Raw genomic sequence first — 20,100 nt, 5'->3', positions numbered from 1 at the left:
ATCAGGGGGCATCGACTCCGGTCGGCTTCGCTTCGACCTCCATACGATGTCCTCGACTGCGTCGAGGGGCGCTGCGCGCCATCCCCCTGATGAACACCTCCACTCGGCCTCCCGATGGGGCGGGTGGATCAAGATCAAAAGCCAAAGTTGCGTCATGCGCGACCTACCGGTCGGCGCTAATCCCTGTAGCCGCTGCCGAGCCTGCGAGGCTGCGATCGACCCCGCAGGGGGCGCAGGGATTTTGAAACCGCTGGAGGATCTTCGGTCCTATCGCAGCCTCGCAGCCTCGCAGGCTCGGCAGCGGCTATAGGAAGCGTGGGGGCCGTCAGAGGGAAAGAATGGCAACACATTGAGGGTTGTCGCTGGTTTTTTGCAAAGCCATAGTTGCCCGGTCGCCGACGCATCGGCGGCCGATCTTAGCCGGTCGAAATGTGGGGCTATGAACGCTTAAGCGCCATCCATTACCATGCTGGCGCTTTTGGTTGCGCGGCATCCTTTATGGTGGCTGTGCGCGGGACACCTTTGGGTGTGCCGGGGAATGTTCATAGCTCCATCCCTGGTCGGCTAACCCTCGCACAGCTGCCTCCCATTTGTTTAGCCGCAAAGAGTGGCAGCTCTTTATGCAACTAAGGAGCTATGACCATGACGGACTTCATCCCACTACAAAGCAATCTCACCCCTACCCCGGTGTTCCACCTCGACCGCAACGCACCCGCAGCCGATCTGCATGGCGGCGCGGTGCAGCGCATCAAGGCCTCGCGCGATCTGATGCACAGCCTCAATTGCCTGAGTGTCAAAGGCGTGGGCGACCAGGACTGATTCACTTCGTCAACGCCGCCCACCTGTTGCTGCAAGACGGCTGCGACGCCCTGGATGCCTTGCAGTGGCAACTGCAGGCATAAAAAGTCCACCCCAGAAAAAACACGGGCTCACTGTCCCCAGTGAGCCCGCTCGTTCTTGCCGCTTGTAGCTTGCAGCTTGCCGCTGCCTCTACCCCAGATACCCCTTGACCCCGGTAAAGATGATTTGCGCCGCCAGGGCGCAGACGAACAGGCCCATCAGTCGGCTGACGATCTGCAAGCCTTGCTCGCCCAGGATGCGTTCGATGCGGTTGGACAGGTAGAGCACCACGCCGACCGTGAAGCTGGCCAGGGCGATGCTGAGGATTGCGGTGAGTTTGTCGTCCCAGTGCGGCTGGCTGACGCCCATCACCAGCAGGGCGCCGATGGTGCCGGGGCCGACGGTCAGGGGGATGGTCAGCGGCACTATGGTCACGTCCTGCTGCACGTTGTCGGTCTGGATCGCCGACTTGCCCTGGGCCATGCCCAGCGCCGAGATGAACAACACGCTACCGGCGCCGATGCGGAAGGCGTCCACGGTGATGCCGAACACATTGAAGATCACTCGTCCGAACAGATACAGCAGCACGCTGGAGGCCAGGGTCGCCAGGGCGACGTTCCACGCCAGGCGCCGACGCTCCTTGCTGGAGTAGCCGCGAGTCAGGCTGATGAAGCAGGACAGGACGAAGAAGGGGCTGTAGAGCACCAGCATCTTCAGGTACACGCTGAACAGCACATGGAGCATGGCGCAAACTCACAGCGAAGGAGGGCGAGCGGAGTTTAACAGGCGTTTGCCGGACTGTCGGCTCAGGACGGTTGCGCCGTGGTGCGGTCCTGCAGGTCGCGCTGCGCTACCCAGTGTTCGATCAGTTCGCGCAGTTGCGACAGCTCCACCGGCTTGGCCATGTGCCCGTCCATGCCGGCCTGCCGCGCGCGCTCCTTGTGCTCGGTGAGGATGTGCGCGGTCAGCGCCACCACCGGCGTGCGCACGCGCTGGTTGCCGACTTCCCAGGCCCGCAGTTGCTGGGTGGCGGAGAAACCGTCGAGGATCGGCATTTCGCAGTCCATCAGCACCAGGTCGTAGCGCTGGGCCTTCATCGCTTGCAGGGCTTCTTCGCCGTTGCTCGCGGTATCGGGCTGCAGGTTGAGCTTGCCGAGCATGCCGCGAATCACCTTGGTGGAGATGCTGTTGTCCTCGGCCACCAGGATGCGGAAGTCGCTCGGCACCTTGACCGGCACCGCAACCCCGCTCAGCGAATGGGGCTGATGGGGGACCAGTTGGCCCTTGTTGCGCTGGGTCAGCTCGTCGGCCAGGGTGGTCTTGAGGGTGTAGCCGGCCACCGGTTTGGCGAGGATGCGCTTGACCCCGGCGTTGCGCGCGATGACCTTGCTCGGCGCGTTGCTGATGCCGGTGAGCATGATCAGCAGGATGTCGTGGTTCAGGCTCGGGTCTTCCTTGATCTTGGCCGCCAGTTGCATGCCGGTCATGCCGGGCATGTTCTGGTCGAGCAGCACCACATCGAAGTAATCGCGCAGGTGCGCCTTGGTGCGCAGCAGGGCCAGGGCTTCCTTGCCCGAAGGTACGGCGCTGACGTTCAGGCCCCAGGCGCTGCATTGCTGCACCAGGACCTTGCGGCAGGTGTCGTTGTCGTCCACCACCAGTACCCGGGCGCCTTGCAGCGGGCCATCCAGGTCGGACGTCGGGTGCTCCAGGCGCTCAGGGTCCAGCGGCAGGGTCAGCCACAGGGTGCTGCCCTGGTTGGCGCTGGTCTTGACCCCGAACTCGCCATGCATCAGCAGGATCAGCTGGCGGGCGATGACCAGGCCGAGATTGCCGCCCAGGCGGGTGCTGGCGAGGAAGTTCTTGCTGTGCAGTTCCGAATGCAGCAGGGCATCGCGCTCTTCGGCTTCCATCGGCTGGCCGCTGTCCTGCACGGCGATGCGCAGGCGCGGTTTGCTGGTGCGTTCGTCCAGCGCGACCACCACCAGGACCTCGCCTTCGTCGGTCTTCTTCAGGGCGTTTTCCAACAGGCTGAGCATGGCCTGGCGCAAGCGCGTCGGATCACCGCTGATCACGCGCGGCACCTGCGGCTGGATGAAGCTGATCAGCTCGACGTTCTGCTGCTCGGCCTTGGCGCGGAAAATACTCAGGCAGTCCTCGATCAGTGCATTGAGGTCGAACTGCACGTCGTCCAGCTCGATCTGCCCGGACTCGAGCTTGGAGATGTCGAGGATCTCGTTGATCAGGGTCAGCAGCTCGTTGCCGGCACTGTGGATGGTCTGCACGTAGTCGCGTTGCTTGACCGACAGTGGCGTGCCCAGCAGCAGCTCGGTCATGCCCAGCACGCCGTTCATCGGTGTGCGGATCTCGTGGCTGATCTTGGCCAGGAACTCGGCCTTGGCATTGACCTCGGCGTTGCTGGCGGCGAGGTCGCGGCTGACGCTGAACTCGTTCTCGGTGATGCTGCGCTGGCGCTCGCCCAGGGCGATGCTCATCGCCCACCCGCTCAGGCACATGGTCACCAGCAAGGTGACGATCAGGCCCTGGGGCGCGACCATGGTCAGCCCCAGCAGCGCCGGCAGCACGATCAGCGCGCCGATGTTGAAGATGCCCATGCCGGCCACGAAGTAGCGCGCCGGGCGGTAACCTTTGTGCCAGTGATAACCGGCGATGAACAGCATGCTCAGGCCGACCAGGGCCACCAGGCCGTAGGTGATGAGGTTCAGCGGGAGTGAATCGACGAACAGCAGCAACAGGCTGCACAGGCCGACCATCAGGATGTCGACCAGCAGCAGCTTGTTCAGTGGGTGCGGGCCCAGCGGGGCAAAAAAGCGATAGACGAACATCAGCCCGCAAGGGGTAGTCAGCAACAGCGCCAGGTAGGCGCCAGGGGTCTGTATCGCGTGCCAGTCCGGCAGCCAGGGGCCGAACAGGTTGAGCATCAGCGCCAGGCTGAGCATCACCAGGGCTTCGCAGGACGCCAGCCACAGGCTGCTGCGCGAACGAGTGTAGGCGTAGCGCACCAGGTTGTGCAGCATCAGCATGCCCATGCAGCCGAACAGCAGGCCGTACAGCACGCTCTGGCCTTGATTGGCCGCGGTCATGACCGCCGGTTGCAGGGTGATGTAAGGGCGCAACTGATGGTCGGAGACCAGGCGCAGGTAGACATCGAGGGTCTTCTGGTTCTGCGGCAGCGGCAGCATGAAGTCGCTGCTGGGCAAAGGCCGTTCGGCCTGGGGCTGCTGGGTGCCGGAGGTCAGTTGCTCGACCAGGTTGTCGCCGTCCAGCACATACATGTCCAGGCGTGACAGATCGGGCGCGAAGATCCGCAGCAGTTGTTCGTGCTTGCCCGGTTGCAGTTTGAAACGCAGCCATAACGCGCCTCCGGGTTCGGCGGCGGTGATGCGTTCCAGTTCGATCGGGCTGAATTGATTGGTGTAGCGCGGGGAGCGGATATCGCTCAGTTGCAGGTCGGCCTGTTCATCGAGCAAAACGGCCCAGTTACTGCCTTGTGCGGCCTGGGCCGGGATCAAGCAGAGCAGGGTCAGCAGAGTGACGGTGAAACCTATGGCAGTCCTGAGCCAGCGCACGGCGAAATCCCTTCGTAGGTTGATGCCAGATTATAACTATGCGCGGCGCTGGAGCCGTCCGGCAAGGGCCTGGGGCCCTTGCCGGACAGGAAGACAGGATTACTCCTGACTTTCGCCACGCTCGCGGGCAATGGCCCGGTAACCGATGTCTTTGCGGTAGAAGCAGCCTTGCCAATCGATCTTAGCTGCCAGTTGGTAGGCCTGCTGCTGCGCGGTACCCACGCTTTCGCCCAGGGCGGTGGCGCAGAGCACGCGGCCGCCGGAGGTTACCACCTGACCGTCCTTGAGCGCGGTGCCGGCGTGGAAGACTTTGCCTTCCAGTTTGGCGGCCGCGTCCAGGCCTTCGATCACCGCGCCTTTGGCGTAGTCACCAGGATAGCCGCCAGCGGCCAGGACGATGCCCAGGCTCGGACGTGGATCCCATTGCGCTTCGACCTTGTCCAGCGCCTGGGCCAGGGCGGCCTCGACCAGCAGCACCAGGCTCGATTGCAGGCGCAGCATCACCGGTTGGGTTTCCGGATCGCCAAAGCGGCAGTTGAACTCGATGACTTTCGGGTTGCCGGCCTTGTCGATCATCAGGCCGGCGTACAGGAAACCGGTGTAGACGTTGCCTTCGTCGGCCATGCCGCGCACGGTCGGCCAGATTACCTGGTCCATCACGCGCTGGTGCACGTCGGCGGTGACCACCGGGGCAGGGGAGTAGGCCCCCATGCCGCCGGTGTTCGGGCCGCTGTCGCCGTCGCCGACGCGTTTGTGGTCCTGGCTGGTGGCCATGGGCAGCACGTTCTTGCCGTCGACCATGACGATGAAGCTGGCTTCCTCGCCGTCGAGGAACTCTTCGATCACCACGCGCGAACCGGCGTCGCCGAAGGCATTGCCGGCCAGCATGTCGCGCACGGCGTCTTCGGCCTCGCTCAGGGTCATGGCGACGATCACGCCTTTACCGGCGGCCAGGCCGTCGGCCTTGATCACGATCGGCGCGCCCTTTTCCCGCAGATAAGCCAGGGCCGGCTCGATCTCGGTGAAGTTCTGGTAGTCGGCGGTCGGGATCTTGTGGCGCGCCAGGAAATCCTTGGTGAAGGCTTTCGAACCTTCCAGCTGGGCCGCGCCAGCGGTCGGACCGAAGCAATCCAGGCCACGGGAGCGGAACAGGTCGACCACACCAGCCACCAGCGGTACTTCCGGACCGACGATGGTCAGGGACACGTTCTTCTCGGCAAAGTCGGCCAGCTGCTCGAGGGCCAATACGTCGATGGCCACGTTCTCGCACTTGGCTTCGATGGCGGTGCCGGCGTTGCCCGGGGCAACGAAGACTTTCTCGACCCGTGGGTCTTGAGCGACTTTCCAGGCCAGGGCGTGTTCACGACCGCCGCTACCAATGATCAAAACGTTCAAGTCAGACTCCTTCGGAGGAAGCTACAAGCCGCAAGCTGCAAGTGGAGAGCAATCTGTATCGCTCTGGGGGTGCAGCGTGCGGCTCTGAATTAGGGAAGACTGCAAGCACAAGCAAAAGCGACTCCGGTCTGCTTTTACTTGCCGCTTGCAGCTTGAAACTTGCCGCTCCACGTTAGTGGCGGAAGTGGCGCATTCCGGTGAATACCATTGCGATTCCGGCTTCGTCGGCGGCGGCGATCACTTCGTTGTCGCGCATCGAGCCGCCTGGCTGGATCACTGCGGTGATGCCGACCTTGGCCGCGTTGTCGATACCGTCGCGGAACGGGAAGAACGCATCGGACGCCATGACCGCGCCCTGCACTTGCAGGCCGGCGTGTTCAGCCTTGATCGCGGCGATACGGGCGGAGTTCACGCGGCTCATCTGGCCGGCGCCGACACCGATGGTCTGACGGTTCTTGGCGTAGACGATGGCGTTGGACTTGACGAACTTGGCCACTTTCCAGGCGAAGATCAGGTCGTGGATTTCCTGTTCGGTCGGGGCGCGCTTGGTCACCACTTTCAGGTCGTCGGCGCCGATCATGCCGATGTCGCGGCTCTGCACCAGCAGGCCACCGTTGACGCGCTTGTAGTCCCAGGCTGGAACGCGGTCCGCCGACCATTGGCCGCAGGCCAGCAGGCGCACGTTGGCTTTCGCGGCAACAATGGCACGGGCTTCGTCGCTGACCGAAGGGGCAATGATCACTTCAACGAACTGACGCTCGACGATGGCCTTGGCGGTCTCGGCGTCCAGTTCGCGGTTGAAGGCGATGATGCCGCCGAAGGCGGACTCGGTGTCGGTGGCGTAGGCCAGTTCGTAGGCCTGGCGGATACCGCCTTCGGCGTCCGGGCTCACGGCCACGCCGCACGGGTTGGCGTGCTTGACGATCACGCAGGCCGGCTTGACGAAGCTCTTCACGCATTCCAGCGCGGCGTCGGTGTCGGCCACGTTGTTGTACGACAGTTCCTTGCCTTGCAGCTGGGTGGCGGTGGCGATGCCGACTTCGGCAGGCTTGGCTTCCACGTAGAACGCCGCGCTCTGGTGCGGGTTCTCGCCGTAGCGCATTTCCTGGGCCTTGATGAACTGGCTGTTGAAGGTGCGCGGGAATTCGCTGCGGCCGGAGGTCGAGAGGGTTTCGGCCGCCTGGTTCACGGTGCCCATGTAGTTGGCGATCATGCCGTCATAGGCCGCGGTGTGTTCGAAGGCCTTGAGCATCAGGTCGAAACGCTGGGCGTAGGTCAGGCCGCCGGCCTTGAGGCTTTTCAGCACCTGGCCGTAGTCGCTGGCGTTGACCACGATGGCCACGTCTTTGTGGTTCTTGGCCGCCGAGCGGACCATGGTCGGGCCGCCGATGTCGATGTTCTCGATGGCGGTCGGCAGGTCGCAGCCCGGCTTGGAGATGGTGGCTTCGAACGGGTAGAGGTTGACCGCTACCAGGTCGATCGGCTTGATGCCGTGCTCGTTCATGATGGCGTCGTCGATACCGCGACGACCGAGGATACCGCCGTGGATTTTCGGGTGCAGGGTCTTCACCCGGCCGTCCATCATTTCCGCGAAACCGGTGTAATCCGCGACTTCCACTGCGGCCACGCCGTTGTCCTGCAGCAGTTTGAAGGTCCCGCCGGTGGAGAGGATCTCCACGCCCAGGGCTTCCAGCTCCTTGGCGAATTCGAGGATCCCGGTCTTGTCGGAAACACTGATCAAGGCGCGGCGGATCGGCAGGCGGGTAGTCTGGTCGGTCATCTCAATTTCCATCAAAAGCAAAGGAGTCAGCAAAAAAGGCGACCGGTTTTACGCGGGCGCCTTTCTGGTTTGATTGAATGCTTACAGCAAATCGTACTGCTTGAGTTTCTTGCGCAGGGTGCCGCGGTTCAGACCGAGCAGCTCGCTGGCCTTGGTCTGGTTGCCCTTGACGTAGTTCATCACGCTTTCGAGCAAAGGAGCCTCGACTTCGGAGAGCACCAGGTTGTACACGTCCGTGACGGCCGCGCCCTCAAGGTGGGCGAAATAATTGTGCAGCGCCTTCTCGACACTCCCGCGAAGGGTCTGGCCTTCTTCGCTCGGCGTATTGAGGTGCTGTTTCAAATTCACGTTGTCGCTCACGGGTGCTGTTCCACTCACTAAAGTCTCGGTCATCATCGTCATGCGGCCACCCCTTCTCCGTCCCCTGTCACCAGGCTCTTGTAACGCTCGGCAAAGAACTCACGAACGTTGGCGCACTGTGCTTCCGTATCTTCCAAACGATTGAAGTGGGCGCGAAACTCCCTGGCGCCCGGCAGAGTTGCGAGATACCAGCCCACATGCTTGCGAGCAATGCGTACGCCCATGACATCGCCATAGAAGGCATGCAGCGCGGCCAGATGCTCAAGCAGAATACGTTCCACCTCGAACAGTTCAGGTGCCGGCAGGGTTTGACCGGTACGCAGAAAATGTTCGATCTCACGAAAAATCCATGGCCGCCCCTGAGCGGCCCGGCCAATCAACAGCCCGTCGGCACCGGTAGCGTCGAGGACGTAGCGGGCCTTCTCGGGCGAGTCGATATCGCCGTTGGCGAAGACCGGGATCGACACCGCCTGCTTGATCGCAGCGATGGTGTCGTACTCGGCAACGCCCGTGTACAGGTCGGCCCGGGTCCGGCCATGGACCGCCAATGCCGTGATGCCTGCCTGTTCGGCGATCTTCGCCACCGTCAGGCCGTTCTTGTTCGCCCGGTCCCAGCCGGTACGGATCTTCAGGGTGACCGGCACATCGACTGCGGCCACCACGGCCTGCAGGATCTCGTTCACCAGATCTTCATCTTTCAGTAACGCGGAGCCGGCGGCCTTGTTGCAGACCTTCTTCGCCGGGCAACCCATGTTGATATCAATAATCTGTGCGCCCAACTCGACGTTGGCGCGGGCGGCATCCGCCAGCATCTGTGCATCGCCACCGGCGATCTGTACCGAGCGCGGCTCGGGATCGCCCTCGTGGATCATGCGCAGGCGCGATTTGCGACTGTTCCACAAACTCATGTCGCTGGTGACCATTTCCGAGACTACAAGGCCTGCACCCAGCCGCTTGCAAAGCTGACGAAAGGGCTGGTCGGTGACGCCCGCCATGGGGGCGAGAATCAAGCCGTTGTGCAATGTATATGGGCCGATGCGTACCGCCGACATAGGACTTCCCTGTTGTGGGGCCGGATCATGAGAGTTCGAAAAAGGGTTGGCATGATACCCGCTCTCGATGACTGGATAAAGGCTGAATTGGATAAAATCTGAACAGTTATTCTGTTATTGCCAACGGTTTGGTCCGCTGGGCAGCAGTCAGAAAACCGCCGTCAATCCCGGGCGGCCTTTGCTCGGATGGCGCGCCTTACTCGGGCGAGTGAAAGCTTAGGCTGTAGTTGACGGCCTTGGGGCCCGGATCGAGGATGTCCAGCGCGATATGGATCGGTGTCTGCGGCGGCATCTCCAACACCCCTTCGAGCTCACCCTTGACGTATTCGCCGGGTTTGAAGCGACGACTGGCGATCAAATGGCCGTTGAGGTCGGCGAAACGCAGTTCCAGCAGCGGGAAGGGCTGGGAGAACGGCGCGCGGTTGTAGATGATCGCATCCACCACCAGGGCGCCGCTGAAGTCCGGGTGGCTGCGCACCACCAGGTTGCTGCTTTTGATGCGGCCGATATCGACCTTCGAGGGCACCGTGCAGCCCAGTTCCGGGCAAAACTGCTGGAACCAGGGGCGGTACTGGTCCTGGCGCGCCAGTTCGTCGAAGTGATAGGCGATGTACTGGCCCGCCAGGCCGGCGGCGGCCAGCAGGATCAACAGGCTCCAGAGCAGGCGGCGGCCCCAGGGCGAGCGGCGTTTTTGCCAGTCCAGCTGGATCGGGTCGTCTTCCAGGTCCAGCAGCACGGCGTCCGGCGCCGCGGGCTCGGCGCGCCCACGCTTGTTGCGTGGCGCCGGGCTGGCTGGCGGCTCGATCTCATCGGGCTCGTCGGCCTTCAGGGAGCCGTGCGCTGGCGTGGGCTCCAGGTCGTCGTCCAGGAGCAGGGAGGGTGCCTTGGGTTCGTCTTCCAGATCGTCCAGGTTGAAGGACAGCGACGGTTCGGTACGCCCGGAGCGGCCGGCGTCGACGGGCGGCTGTTCAGGTTTTTCGTCCAGGTCGCCGCTGGTGCCGGGTGGCTGGCTGAACAGGCTGTCGGGCCAGTGTTCCTCTTCGGCATCCGGCTGGTCGCGGCGGGCGCTGAGGGCGTCTTCCCTGGAGGCGCGTTCCTGGCCGAAGGCCTTGGTCGGCTGGATTTCCCGCTGTTCGAGCTTGGCCAGTTCCTCGTCCAGGTCGAGGCTGTCCAGGTCGAGCTCGGTGGCGCTCCACTGCTTCTGGCTGATGGCGCGCGGTGGCGGCGGGGTCAGCGGTTCAGCAGGGGCAGCCGCTGCGGGAGGTGTGACGACAGCGTCCTTGCCAGCGCGTTGCTCAAGCAACTGCCGTGCGGCGTTGAACACCTGCAGGCACGAGCCGCAGCGCACCACGCCCCGGGCCACGCTCAACTGGGCGTGGCTGACGCGGAAGCTGGTTTGGCAATGCGGACACTGGGTGACGAAACTGTCGGTCATGCGGCGATCCGGTTTATACAGGCGGCCATTCTAGCGCCGACGGCCGGTGATGCGTACCCAGCCATCGAGGTTGGCGATCGGGTCCAGGTCGAAGTCCCGGGCGTAGGCGGCAGCGACTTCCTCACCCTGTTCGGCGAGGATGCCCGACAACGCCAGGCGTCCGCCGCTCTTGACCAGGCTGGACAGTTGCGGCGCCAGGGCGACCAGCGGGCCGGCAAGAATGTTGGCGACCAGTACGTCCGCCTGGACCTGTGGCAGGTCTTGCGGCAGATAGAGCGGGAACAGCGCTTCGGCGATGTTGTTGCGCCCGGCGTTGTCGCGGGAGGCTTCCAGGGCCTGTACGTCGATGTCGGTGCCCACCGCCTGTTTGGCGCCCAGCAGCAGGGCGGCGATCGCCAGGATCCCGGAACCGCAACCGAAGTCCAGCACGTTGCAGCCTTTCAGGTCCTGACCGTCGAGCCATTCCAGGCACAGGGCGGTGGTCGGGTGTGTGCCGGTGCCGAAGGCCAGGCCCGGATCGAGCAATAGGTTGACCGCGTCCGGCTCGGGAGCGGCGTGCCAGCTCGGGACGATCCACAGGCGCTGGCCGAAACGCATCGGCTGAAAGTTGTCCATCCAACTGCGTTCCCAGTCCTGGTCTTCGATCACTTCGCTGTGATGTTCGGGCAGCGGGCTGCCGGTCAGCAGCTCAAGGTGGGCCAGCACGCTGGCGGCCTCGGTGCCGTCTTCGAACAGGGCCAGCAGGTGAGTGTGGTTCCACAGCGGGGTGGTGTTGAGTTCCGGTTCGAAGATCGGTTGATCCTCGGCGTCCATGAAGGTCACCGAAACGGCGCCGACTTCGAGAAAAGCGTCTTCGTAGGTTTCGGCTTGTTCTGGGCTGATGGCGAGACGGACTTGCAGCCAAGGCATGGCGGGCACCTTTGAAATATGTAATGTGCAGCCTAGCGGGCTGCGAGAAGCGCGCAAGTTTACGCGAGCGAGGCGCAGAAAACGACACGCCAGGCGCCATTTCCACTTGCCCGCACCGCCTCTCTGTAGAAGCGAGCTTGCTCGCGATGCCTGCAAGGGCGCCGCATAACACCAGGAAAATGCGCGCTGTCGCTGATGGCCCTATCGCGAGCTGGCTTGCTCCTACAAGAGGGGCAGAAACGACAAGGCCGCTCGAAAGCGGCCTTGTCGTTCTGGTGCGGTGTCGATCAGTGTTGGCCGGCCAGCTTGTGCTCCAGGTAGTGAATGTTCACGCCACCTTTGCAGAAGCCTTCGTCACGGGTCAGGTCGCGGTGCAGCGGGATGTTGGTCTTGATCCCGTCGACCACGATTTCGTCCAGCGCATTGCGCATGCGCGCCATGGCTTCTTCACGGGTTGCCCCGTAAGTGATCAGCTTGCCGATCAACGAGTCGTAGTTCGGTGGAACCGCGTAACCGCTGTACAGGTGCGAGTCGACGCGCACGCCATTGCCGCCCGGAGCATGGAAATGCTTGACCGTGCCTGGGCTTGGCATGAAGGTTTTTGGGTCTTCGGCGTTGATCCGGCATTCCAGTGCATGGCCACGAATGACCACGTCCTTCTGGGAGATCGACAGCTTGTTGCCAGCGGCGATGCTCAGCATCTCCTTGACGATGTCGACGCCAGTGACCATTTCCGATACCGGGTGCTCTACCTGCACGCGAGTGTTCATCTCGATGAAGTAGAAACGGCCGTTCTCGTACAGGAACTCGAAGGTGCCGGCGCCGCGGTAGCCGATGTCGATGCACGCCTTGACGCAGCGGGCGAAGACTTCCTGGCGCGCGGTTTCGTCGATGCCCGGAGCCGGCGCTTCTTCAAGCACCTTCTGGTGACGACGCTGCAGGGAGCAGTCGCGGTCGCCCAGGTGGATCGCGTTGCCCTGGCCGTCGGACAGCACCTGGACTTCCACGTGACGTGGGTTGGTCAGGAACTTCTCCAGGTAGACCATCGGGTTGCCGAACGCCGCGCCCGCTTCGGAGCGGGTCAGCTTGGCCGAGGAGATCAGGTCTTCTTCTTTATGCACCACGCGCATGCCGCGACCACCGCCGCCGCCAGCGGCCTTGATGATCACCGGGTAGCCGACTTCACGGCCGATGCGCAACGCGGTTTCTTCGTCTTCCGGCAGCGGGCCGTCGGAACCGGGAACCGTAGGTACGCCGGCAGCGATCATCGCGTGCTTGGCCGATACCTTGTCGCCCATCAGGCGAATGGTCTCGGCTTTCGGGCCGATGAAGGCGAAGCCGGAGTTCTCGACCTGCTCGGCGAAGTCGGCGTTTTCCGCGAGGAAGCCGTAGCCTGGGTGAATGGCGGTGGCGCCGGTCACTTCGGCGGCCGCGATGATCGCCGGAATGTGCAGGTAGGAGTGCGCGGCGGAGGCCGGGCCGATGCAGACGGATTCGTCCGCCAGACCCAGGTGCATCAGTTCCTTGTCGGCCTTGGAGTAAACGGCGACGGTCTTGATACCCATCTCTTTGCAGGCACGCAGAATCCGCAGGGCGATTTCACCGCGGTTGGCGATCAGAACTTTTTCCAACTTCGCAGACATCGTTGGCTCTCCGCGGTTCAAACGATGGTGAACAGCGGTTGGTCGTACTCAACCGGCTGGCCGTCTTCGACGAGGATGGATTCGATCACACCGCTGGTTTCAGCTTCGATGTGGTTCATCATCTTCATGGCTTCGACGATGCACAGGGTGTCGCCTTTCTTCACGCTCTGGCCGACTTCAACGAAGGCTGGCGAGGTTGGCGAGGATTTGCGGTAGAAGGTGCCGACCATCGGCGAACGGGCAACGGTGCCGTTCAGCGCTGGGGCAGCTGGAGCTGCTGGTGCGGCAGCGGCGGCCGGAGCGGCAGCGGCAGGCGCGGCAACTGGAGCAGCCATCGGTGCTGGTGCGTAGTACTGCTGGGCTGGAGTCTTGCTGTGACGGCTGATGCGTACGGACTCTTCGCCTTCCTTGATCTCGAGCTCGTCGATGCCGGACTCTTCCAGCAGTTCGATCAGTTTCTTAACTTTACGGATATCCATGAATCATCAACTCCCAAGGGTCGGTCAGGGGCGTTTAGCTTGTTGTTCAAGCTGCTCTAGTGCGGCCTCCAGGGCCAGTCGGTAACCGCTGGCGCCAAGGCCGCAGATCACTCCCACCGCAACGTCGGAGAAGTAGGAGTGATGGCGGAAAGGTTCGCGTTTGTGCACGTTAGACAAATGCACTTCGATGAATGGGATGCTCACCGCCAGCAGCGCGTCACGTAATGCGACGCTTGTATGCGTAAAAGCTGCTGGATTGATCAGAATGAAGTCCACGCCTTCATCGCGGGCGGCGTGGATGCGGTCGATCAATTCGTACTCGGCGTTGCTTTGCAGGTAGAGCAAATGGTGGCCGGCCTCGCGAGCCCGGCGTTCCAGGTCCTGGTTGATCTCAGCCAGGGTGACTGCACCGTAGACCCCCGGTTCACGGGTGCCGAGCAGGTTCAGGTTGGGTCCGTGAAGAACCAGTAGGGTCGCCATCTGCCGTTCCTTGTTATTGCGCAGTGATTGGAATGTGCGGTTATCAGAACCCGGCGACTATGCCGCAAAGCCTTTGTGACTGTCCAGTTCTCTGCAATAGGCAGCACGATGACCGATGTTTACCTAAAATATGTGACCAACTGACTAAATCCGGTCATTTGCTGCAGCAATGCGTTCAGCGAAGTCTGCGGCGCTGATTTCGCCGACCACACGCACATCGGCACGTTCGACGCCATCTTTGCCGAAGAACATCAGCGCCGGTGGGCCGAACAGTTGGTAGCGGTCCAGCAGGGCGCGCTGTTCGCGGTTGCTGGCGGTGATATCGAAGCGCACCAGGCGGTAGCCCCGCAGGCGTTCGACGACCTGGCGGTCGTTGAGCACCTCGCGTTCGATGACTTTGCAACTGATGCACCAGTCGGCGTACCAATCGAGGAGCAGCGGGGTACCGGCATTCCGGGCATCGGCCAGGGCCTGCTCCAGCTCACCGGGGGTGGTGACGGTCTGCCACTGGCCGGCGCTGGTTTGCTCGGGGCTGTTGCCGATGACCGCGACCGGTGGGCGGGCGAGCGGGCTGAACGGATCGGTCTGGCCACTGAATGCGCCGTACCAGCAGGCCAGGGCATAAAACAGCAGGAACAGCCCGCACAGCTGCGCCAGGCGCGCGCGCGGCGCCTTGTAGACAAACTCCAGGGCACCGAGAAACAGGCCGACACCGGCCGCCAGCGCGCCAATCAGCAACAGGCTGACCTGGCCCGGCAAGACCCGGCTCAGCAGGCCGATCGCCAGGCCGAGCAATAGCACGCCAATGGCGTTTTTCACGTAGACCAGCCATGGCCCGCTTTTCGGCAGCCAGGCCGCGCCGCCGGTGGCCACCAGCAACAGCGGCGCGCCCATGCCCAGGCCCAGGGCGAACAGTTTCAGGGCGCCGCCCAGGGCGTCGCCGCTGGCGCTGATATACAGCAGGGCGCCTGCCAGCGGCGCCGAAACGCAGGGCGATACCAGCAGGCTGGACACCACCCCGAGAATCGCCGCGCCCCACAGCGAGCCACCTTCGGTGCGCCCGGCGATGCGTTCCAGGCGCTGGCTGATAAAGCGCGGAAGCTTGAGTTCGAAGACATCGAACATCGCCAGGGCGAACACGACGAAGAACAACGCAAAGGGCACCAGCACCCAGGCCGATTGCAGGCGTGCCTGCAAATTGAGTTGGGCGCCGAACAGCCCCATCAAGGCGCCGAGCAGGGCGAAACAGGCGGCCATCGGCAACACGTAGGCGAGCGACAGATTGAAGCCGCGCCAGCCGCCGACCTGGCCCTTGAGGACCACGCCGGACAGGATCGGCAGCATCGGCAGGACGCAGGGAGTGAAGGTCAGGCCGATGCCGGCCAGGAAGAACAGCGCCAGTTCGCGCCAGCTCCAGGCGGTTTTCCCATTGTCGGTAGCGGGGCCGCCGGCACTTGAGGCATTGGCCGAGGAGGCCGCGCCATCGATCTGCAAACGCTCGGTTTCCGGTGGATAACACAGGCCCTTGTCGGCGCAGCCCTGGTAGGTCACGGCCAGGGTGAAGCCTCGTTGGTCCGTGGCGCTGCGCGGCAGTTCGACATCGACAATGCCGTGGTAGACCTCGACGTCACCGAAAAACTCATCGTGTTTCTGTTCGCCCTTGGGCAGTTGGGCGGCACCCAGGGTGATATCGGAGGGCTCGGCGCGGAACTGGAAGCGGTGGCGATAGAGGTAGTAACCCTCGGTGGCGACGAAACGCAGCTTGATCGACTGCGGCGTGCTTTGCAGCAGGCTCAGTTGGAACGCTTCGCGCACCGGCAGGAAGTCGGCGCTGTTATTGATCGAGCCCAGGGTCGAACTGGGGCGGCTGTCCAGCAACCCGGCGGCGGTCGCCGGCAGGGCAAGCACAAACAGCATCAGGCAAAGCAGGCGACGCATGGCAATCTCGCGAATCGAAGGTGTGCGCATGATAGCGGAGAGCGGTGGGGTATGCGTATGCGCCCCGTAGCCGCTGCCGAGCCTGCGATCGGTCCGGGCGGCATTCCGACGTAGCGGCCGCAAAGTCTGCGACCGCGTTCTTTCAGGCAAATTGCATAGGCTGGTTTTGCGAGGACTGCGTCCTCGATCGCAGCCTCGCAGGCTCGGCAGCGGCTACAGGGCTACAGGGCTAGACGCGGAACGCCTGCACTGCCGTGTGCAGCTGGCCGCCGAGGGCCAGCAGGTTCTCGCCTTGTTCGCGGCCTTCGCCGATGCGTTGCAGGTTATCCCCACCCAATTGATGGATGCGCTCGCTGTGGTCGCGGATTTCGCTGACGGCGCCGCTTTGCTGGGCCGTGACATCGGCGATGCGGATGGCGGTGTCGGAAATGGTCTGGATCGCCCCGACGATTTCATCCAGCGCGCCGTCCGCGGCCTGGGCCTGGCTGGCCGTGGCTTCGGCATGTTCGACCTGGGCGCGCATGCCTTCCACCGATTGCCGGGCGGCGGCCTGCAGGCCGGCGATCAGGGTCTGGATCTCGGCGGTGGCACCCGCCGTGCGTTGGGCCAGGGAGCGCACCTCTTCGGCGACCACGGCAAAACCGCGGCCCATTTCCCCGGCCCGTGCGGCTTCGATGGCGGCATTCAGGGCCAACAGGTTGGTCTGGTCGGCAATGGAACGGATCACCGTGAGCACGCCGCCGATGGTTGCCGACTCCTCGGCCAGCTGTTCGATCATCTGCGCGTTGCCTTGCACTTCGCCGACCAGGGCATGCAACCCGGTCAGGCTCAGGCCGATCACTTTCTGCCCCTGTTCCACCGCCATTCCGGCACTGCGGCTGGCATCGGCGGCCTGGCTGGCATCGCCGGCGACTTGCTGGATGGTCGCTTCCAGCTCGCCCAGGGCGTCGCGGATCTGCGCGGTGTCGCCGGCCTGGCGCTCGGCCCCGCCGTGCAGGCCACTGCTCAGTTCCGCCAGGGCGCGGCTGCTGCCGGCGACCTGTTCGGCGTTCTGCCGGATGGTGCCCACCAGGTCCACCAGGTAGGCGCGAAGGCGGTTCAGGGATTCTTCGATGTCGTGCAGTTCGCGGTTGGTCCGGCCCAGCTGGATGTCGCGGCTGAAGTCGCCTTCGGCCCAGGTCGACAGGGCCGGCGCCAGATTGGTCAGGACCCGTGCCAGCCGACGCTGCAAGGTGTCGATCAGCAGGGCGATCAGCAGGATCAAGCCGATCATCAGGCCCTGCATCAGCCGCACTTCGCCCTGGATCTGCCCGTGCTGGGCGCGCACGACCGGTTCCAGTTCGGCGATGGCCTGCTGCACGGCGGTGATTTTCAGGTGGGTAGCGATGCTGAGGTCGGCGCGTTTCTGGATCTGCTCGCGGGTGCGGTTCAGCTCGGCGGGGTAGCGGCCGAGCAGGCTGTTGAGTTCGCGCTTGAGGCCGATGCCGGCGTCTTCGACGGCGGCCTTCTCGGTGTTCTCCAGGCCCATCATGGCCGCGAAGTCATCGGTGTTCGACGCATTGCTGGCCGCGACACCCAGCAACGGCAGGGTTTCCAACTGCTCGGCCTGGGCGCGCATGTTGCTCACTTCGCGCTCGACATCGGCGGCCAGTTCGCTGCGGCCGCTGCTCACCAGTTTGTCGCGGGCCAGGGACAGCTTGCCCAGGTGCTGGGAGGCGGTCAGCAGCAACGGCAGGTAGGTCGCGGCGCTGGGATTGCTGGCCGCCCCGGTCGCGTACTGGCTCAGTTGTTCGAGGCTGGCCCCCAGCTCGCGCTCGGCCTGTAGCAGTAGCGCTTGCGGATCGCCGGCCAGTTTGCCGGCGGCCAGCAGGTCGGTCTTGCTGAACTCGGCCAGGCCCGACAGGCTCGGGCGCAGGCTTTGCGCCAGTTCCGCGGGCAGTTCGTCGAGCTGGGCCTGCTGGGTTTCGATGGCCTGGCTGGCGCTGCTCAGGCGCAGGGCGTCGCCGCTGGCCAGGTAGTCCTCGATGTTGCGCGCCACCTGGTTCTGGAACTGCTGGGACAGCCCCAGGTAGCGCTCCATCAATAGGTAGGGGCGCTCGAGGGCGCGTTGCGACCACCAGAGCGTTGCGCCCAGGGCCAGGCAAACGGCAACTAATAGCAGGGTATTGAGATTGGTCAGCAGCTTCAGGCGCATCGCGTCCTACCAACGACTTGAATGGTAAGCGCCTGAACTTATTGCGTTTGTATTACAAGGTTATGACCGAATCGGTGGATTCTGGTGAAAAAGTGGCGCTTTGATGGCGCGCTGCCTGGACCCGGTTGCGCCCGCTGTCCTTGGCGCGGTAGAGCGCTTCGTCGGCCTGGCTGGCCATCATCAGGCTGTCGGAGTCTTCCCGCAGTTCGACCACTCCGGCGCTGAAGGTGCACCACAGGTCCTGGGGCTGGGCTGGGTAATGGATTTCGGCAAAGCGCTGGCGGATTTCATCCAGCACCTTGCAGGCCGCTTCCAGGTCGGTGTCGGGCATGACGATGGCGAATTCTTCGCCACCGTAGCGGCCGATGAAGTCGGTCTTGCGCAGGCGTTGCTTGAGAAACAGCGCCAGGCTCTTGATCACCCGGTCGCCCATGGGGTGACCGTGGCTGTCGTTGACCCGCTTGAAGTGGTCGATGTCGAGCATGGCGAAGCTCAGCGGCTTGTTTTCGCGGCGCGCGCGGAAGCTGCAGTCTTCGAGCAGTTGCAGGATATGGGTGTGGTTGTACAGCCCGGTCAGGCTGTCGCGGACCATGCGCGCCTTGAGGTTGCGCGCGCGGGCGGCGCGGTTGCGCACGGTGGTGATCAGGTGGCGCGGCTTGATCGGCTTGGTCAGGAAGTCGTCGCCGCCTTCGCTCATGGCGTCCAGCTGCTTGTCCAGGTCGTCTTCGGCCGACAGGTAGATGATCGGCACGCTGACATAACGGTCGTTATGGCGGATCACCTTGGCCAGCTCGGTGCCGGTACAGGCCGGCATGTACATGTCGAGGATGATCAGGTCCGGCTGGAAGTCGGCCAGTTCGGCCATGGCCTGGATCGGTTCGATCAGGGTCCGGGTGATGATCCCGGCACTGTTGAGCAGGCGTTCGGTGTGCAGGGCCTGGGCGCGGGAGTCGTCGATGATCAGCACTTTATAAGGTTCGTACTGGGCGACGCAGGTGAGGATCTCGATCTTCTCCAGCAGGCTCGAGGCTTCCAGGGTGCCGGTGAGGAACTCCTGGCCGCCGGCGCGCACGGCGGCCAGGCGGGTCGGGGTGTCGGTTTCGTGGAGGCTGAAGAACAGCAGGGGCAGCTTCTGCTCCAGGCCTTCCTGGGCTTCGGCGGCCAGTTGCAGGCCCATGCCGTTGCCGCAGAAGTCGACGTCGATGACGATCGCCGCCGGCAGGCGCTCGACCATCGAGGAGCGAAACGCGGCGATGCTGTCCAGGGACTGGGCGCTGAGGCCGAAGAATTCCAGCTGCTTGGCCAGGCGCTCGCCGCGATCGTGGTCTTGCAGCATCACGTAGATCGGCTTGCGCAGGGGCGGCAGGAAGGTCTGCTCCAACTGGTCGCCATGGCGCAGGCCGGTGCGCGACAGGCGTTGCATCAGGCGGTTGAGGTCGGTGATCAGGCCGCTGCTCAGGCGCCCGCGGTTGGCGTCCACCGCTTCCAGCGAGTCGCTGATGCTGCGCGCCAGCTGGGTATGTTCGGGTTGTTCGAAACGTTCGGCGAAACGCAGCAGGCGCAGGTTGGCCTCGCTGAGTTCGGACATGTCGGCGGTCGACCATTCGCTGCGCTGCAGGCGCTGCCATATCTCGAGGATCTGACGAGCCTGGTGAATTACCCGCTGGGCAAAGTGGTGCTTGAGGCGCTCACGGCTGGGGTCTTCTGGCTCGGTCATATCCTGACTACTAGTTAGGGTGCATGCTGAGATCGACTGGTGGCTCTATGCTAGCACCTCTTATGGATTGTACGAGTGTCGTACGTCAACAATCTGCAAAGCGACCTTATTCAGTTCCCGACCGACTGGTCGCATAGGTTCTGAACTGTGCTTCATTTATAGTGGCCGCTCGATGTACACCCGGCATGTGGCGCCTTGCGCGGCGGATGATTTTTAATCCGTTCGGTTCGAGGCACGATGGAGTAGGGTTGTGGTCGAACCGATGAACCCAAGTGATTGAAAGGATAT

The 20,100-nt window shown here is 63.5% G+C and carries 13 protein-coding genes and 2 pseudogenes; 1 reads left to right on the top strand and 14 read right to left on the bottom strand.

The features are described 5' to 3' along the window. Positions 1-642 precede the first annotated feature (642 nt). Positions 643-902, top strand: a pseudogene (locus tag J4E58_RS22630) (hypothetical protein). 88 nt (positions 903-990) lie between these two features. Here J4E58_RS22630 and J4E58_RS22625 read toward each other — a convergent pair. The 14 genes and pseudogenes from J4E58_RS22625 to J4E58_RS22560 form a co-directional block, all read right to left on the bottom strand. After that, positions 991-1,584, bottom strand: a complete 594-nt coding sequence (locus J4E58_RS22625; protein WP_007923493.1) for a MarC family protein — start codon at positions 1,582-1,584, stop codon at positions 991-993. Between the two features lie 62 nt (positions 1,585-1,646). Beyond that, complete coding sequence (locus tag J4E58_RS22620; RefSeq protein ID WP_087092552.1) at positions 1,647-4,430, bottom strand: hybrid sensor histidine kinase/response regulator; 2,784 nt, start codon at positions 4,428-4,430, stop codon at positions 1,647-1,649. Between the two features lie 99 nt (positions 4,431-4,529). Further along, on the bottom strand, positions 4,530-5,825 hold the full coding sequence (gene purD / locus J4E58_RS22615) for a phosphoribosylamine--glycine ligase (protein ID WP_087092551.1): 1,296 nt from the start codon (positions 5,823-5,825) through the stop codon (positions 4,530-4,532). 172 nt (positions 5,826-5,997) lie between these two features. Further along, complete coding sequence (purH, locus tag J4E58_RS22610; protein ID WP_087092550.1) at positions 5,998-7,605, bottom strand: bifunctional phosphoribosylaminoimidazolecarboxamide formyltransferase/IMP cyclohydrolase; 1,608 nt, start codon at positions 7,603-7,605, stop codon at positions 5,998-6,000. Positions 7,606-7,686: 81 nt separating this feature from the next. Further along, positions 7,687-8,007: a DNA-binding transcriptional regulator Fis gene (gene fis / locus J4E58_RS22605; protein WP_007921650.1), complete on the bottom strand. Its 321-nt coding sequence runs from the start codon at positions 8,005-8,007 to the stop codon at positions 7,687-7,689. Further along, on the bottom strand, positions 8,004-9,017 hold the full coding sequence (gene dusB, locus J4E58_RS22600) for a tRNA dihydrouridine synthase DusB (RefSeq protein ID WP_007921649.1): 1,014 nt from the start codon (positions 9,015-9,017) through the stop codon (positions 8,004-8,006). The genes fis and dusB overlap by 4 nt, the downstream gene beginning before the upstream one ends. Before the next feature lie 196 nt (positions 9,018-9,213). Then, positions 9,214-10,452 (bottom strand): DUF3426 domain-containing protein, encoded by a 1,239-nt coding sequence (locus tag J4E58_RS22595; RefSeq protein WP_087092549.1) that lies wholly within the window; start codon positions 10,450-10,452, stop codon positions 9,214-9,216. A gap of 30 nt (positions 10,453-10,482) precedes the next feature. Further along, positions 10,483-11,361 carry a 50S ribosomal protein L11 methyltransferase gene (gene prmA, locus J4E58_RS22590; RefSeq protein ID WP_007921647.1) on the bottom strand — a complete coding sequence of 293 codons (879 nt, stop codon included), beginning with the start codon at positions 11,359-11,361 and terminating at the stop codon, positions 10,483-10,485. 287 nt (positions 11,362-11,648) lie between these two features. Next, positions 11,649-13,004 carry an acetyl-CoA carboxylase biotin carboxylase subunit gene (gene accC, locus J4E58_RS22585; RefSeq protein WP_007921646.1) on the bottom strand — a complete coding sequence of 452 codons (1,356 nt, stop codon included), beginning with the start codon at positions 13,002-13,004 and terminating at the stop codon, positions 11,649-11,651. A gap of 17 nt (positions 13,005-13,021) precedes the next feature. After that, positions 13,022-13,483 (bottom strand): acetyl-CoA carboxylase biotin carboxyl carrier protein, encoded by a 462-nt coding sequence (accB, locus tag J4E58_RS22580; protein WP_007921645.1) that lies wholly within the window; start codon positions 13,481-13,483, stop codon positions 13,022-13,024. Positions 13,484-13,507: 24 nt separating this feature from the next. Then, entirely contained in the window at positions 13,508-13,963 is a 456-nt protein-coding gene (gene aroQ / locus J4E58_RS22575) for a type II 3-dehydroquinate dehydratase (RefSeq protein ID WP_007921644.1), read from the bottom strand. Between the two features lie 144 nt (positions 13,964-14,107). Then, positions 14,108-15,901, bottom strand: coding sequence for a protein-disulfide reductase DsbD (locus tag J4E58_RS22570; RefSeq protein ID WP_087092548.1), 1,794 nt, complete (start codon positions 15,899-15,901; stop codon positions 14,108-14,110). 229 nt (positions 15,902-16,130) lie between these two features. Continuing rightward, positions 16,131-16,637: pseudogene (locus tag J4E58_RS32340) on the bottom strand (methyl-accepting chemotaxis protein); the annotation flags it as partial. A gap of 1,510 nt (positions 16,638-18,147) precedes the next feature. After that, on the bottom strand, positions 18,148-19,812 hold the full coding sequence (locus tag J4E58_RS22560; RefSeq protein WP_007921641.1) for a PleD family two-component system response regulator: 1,665 nt from the start codon (positions 19,810-19,812) through the stop codon (positions 18,148-18,150). Positions 19,813-20,100 lie beyond the last annotated feature (288 nt).

The organism is Pseudomonas sp. FW305-25, assembly GCF_017351415.1.
Lineage (GTDB): Bacteria > Pseudomonadota > Gammaproteobacteria > Pseudomonadales > Pseudomonadaceae > Aquipseudomonas > Aquipseudomonas chlororaphis.
The sequence above is the reverse complement of the archived record's forward strand: the minus strand, read 5'-3'. Positions and strand labels throughout refer to the sequence as shown.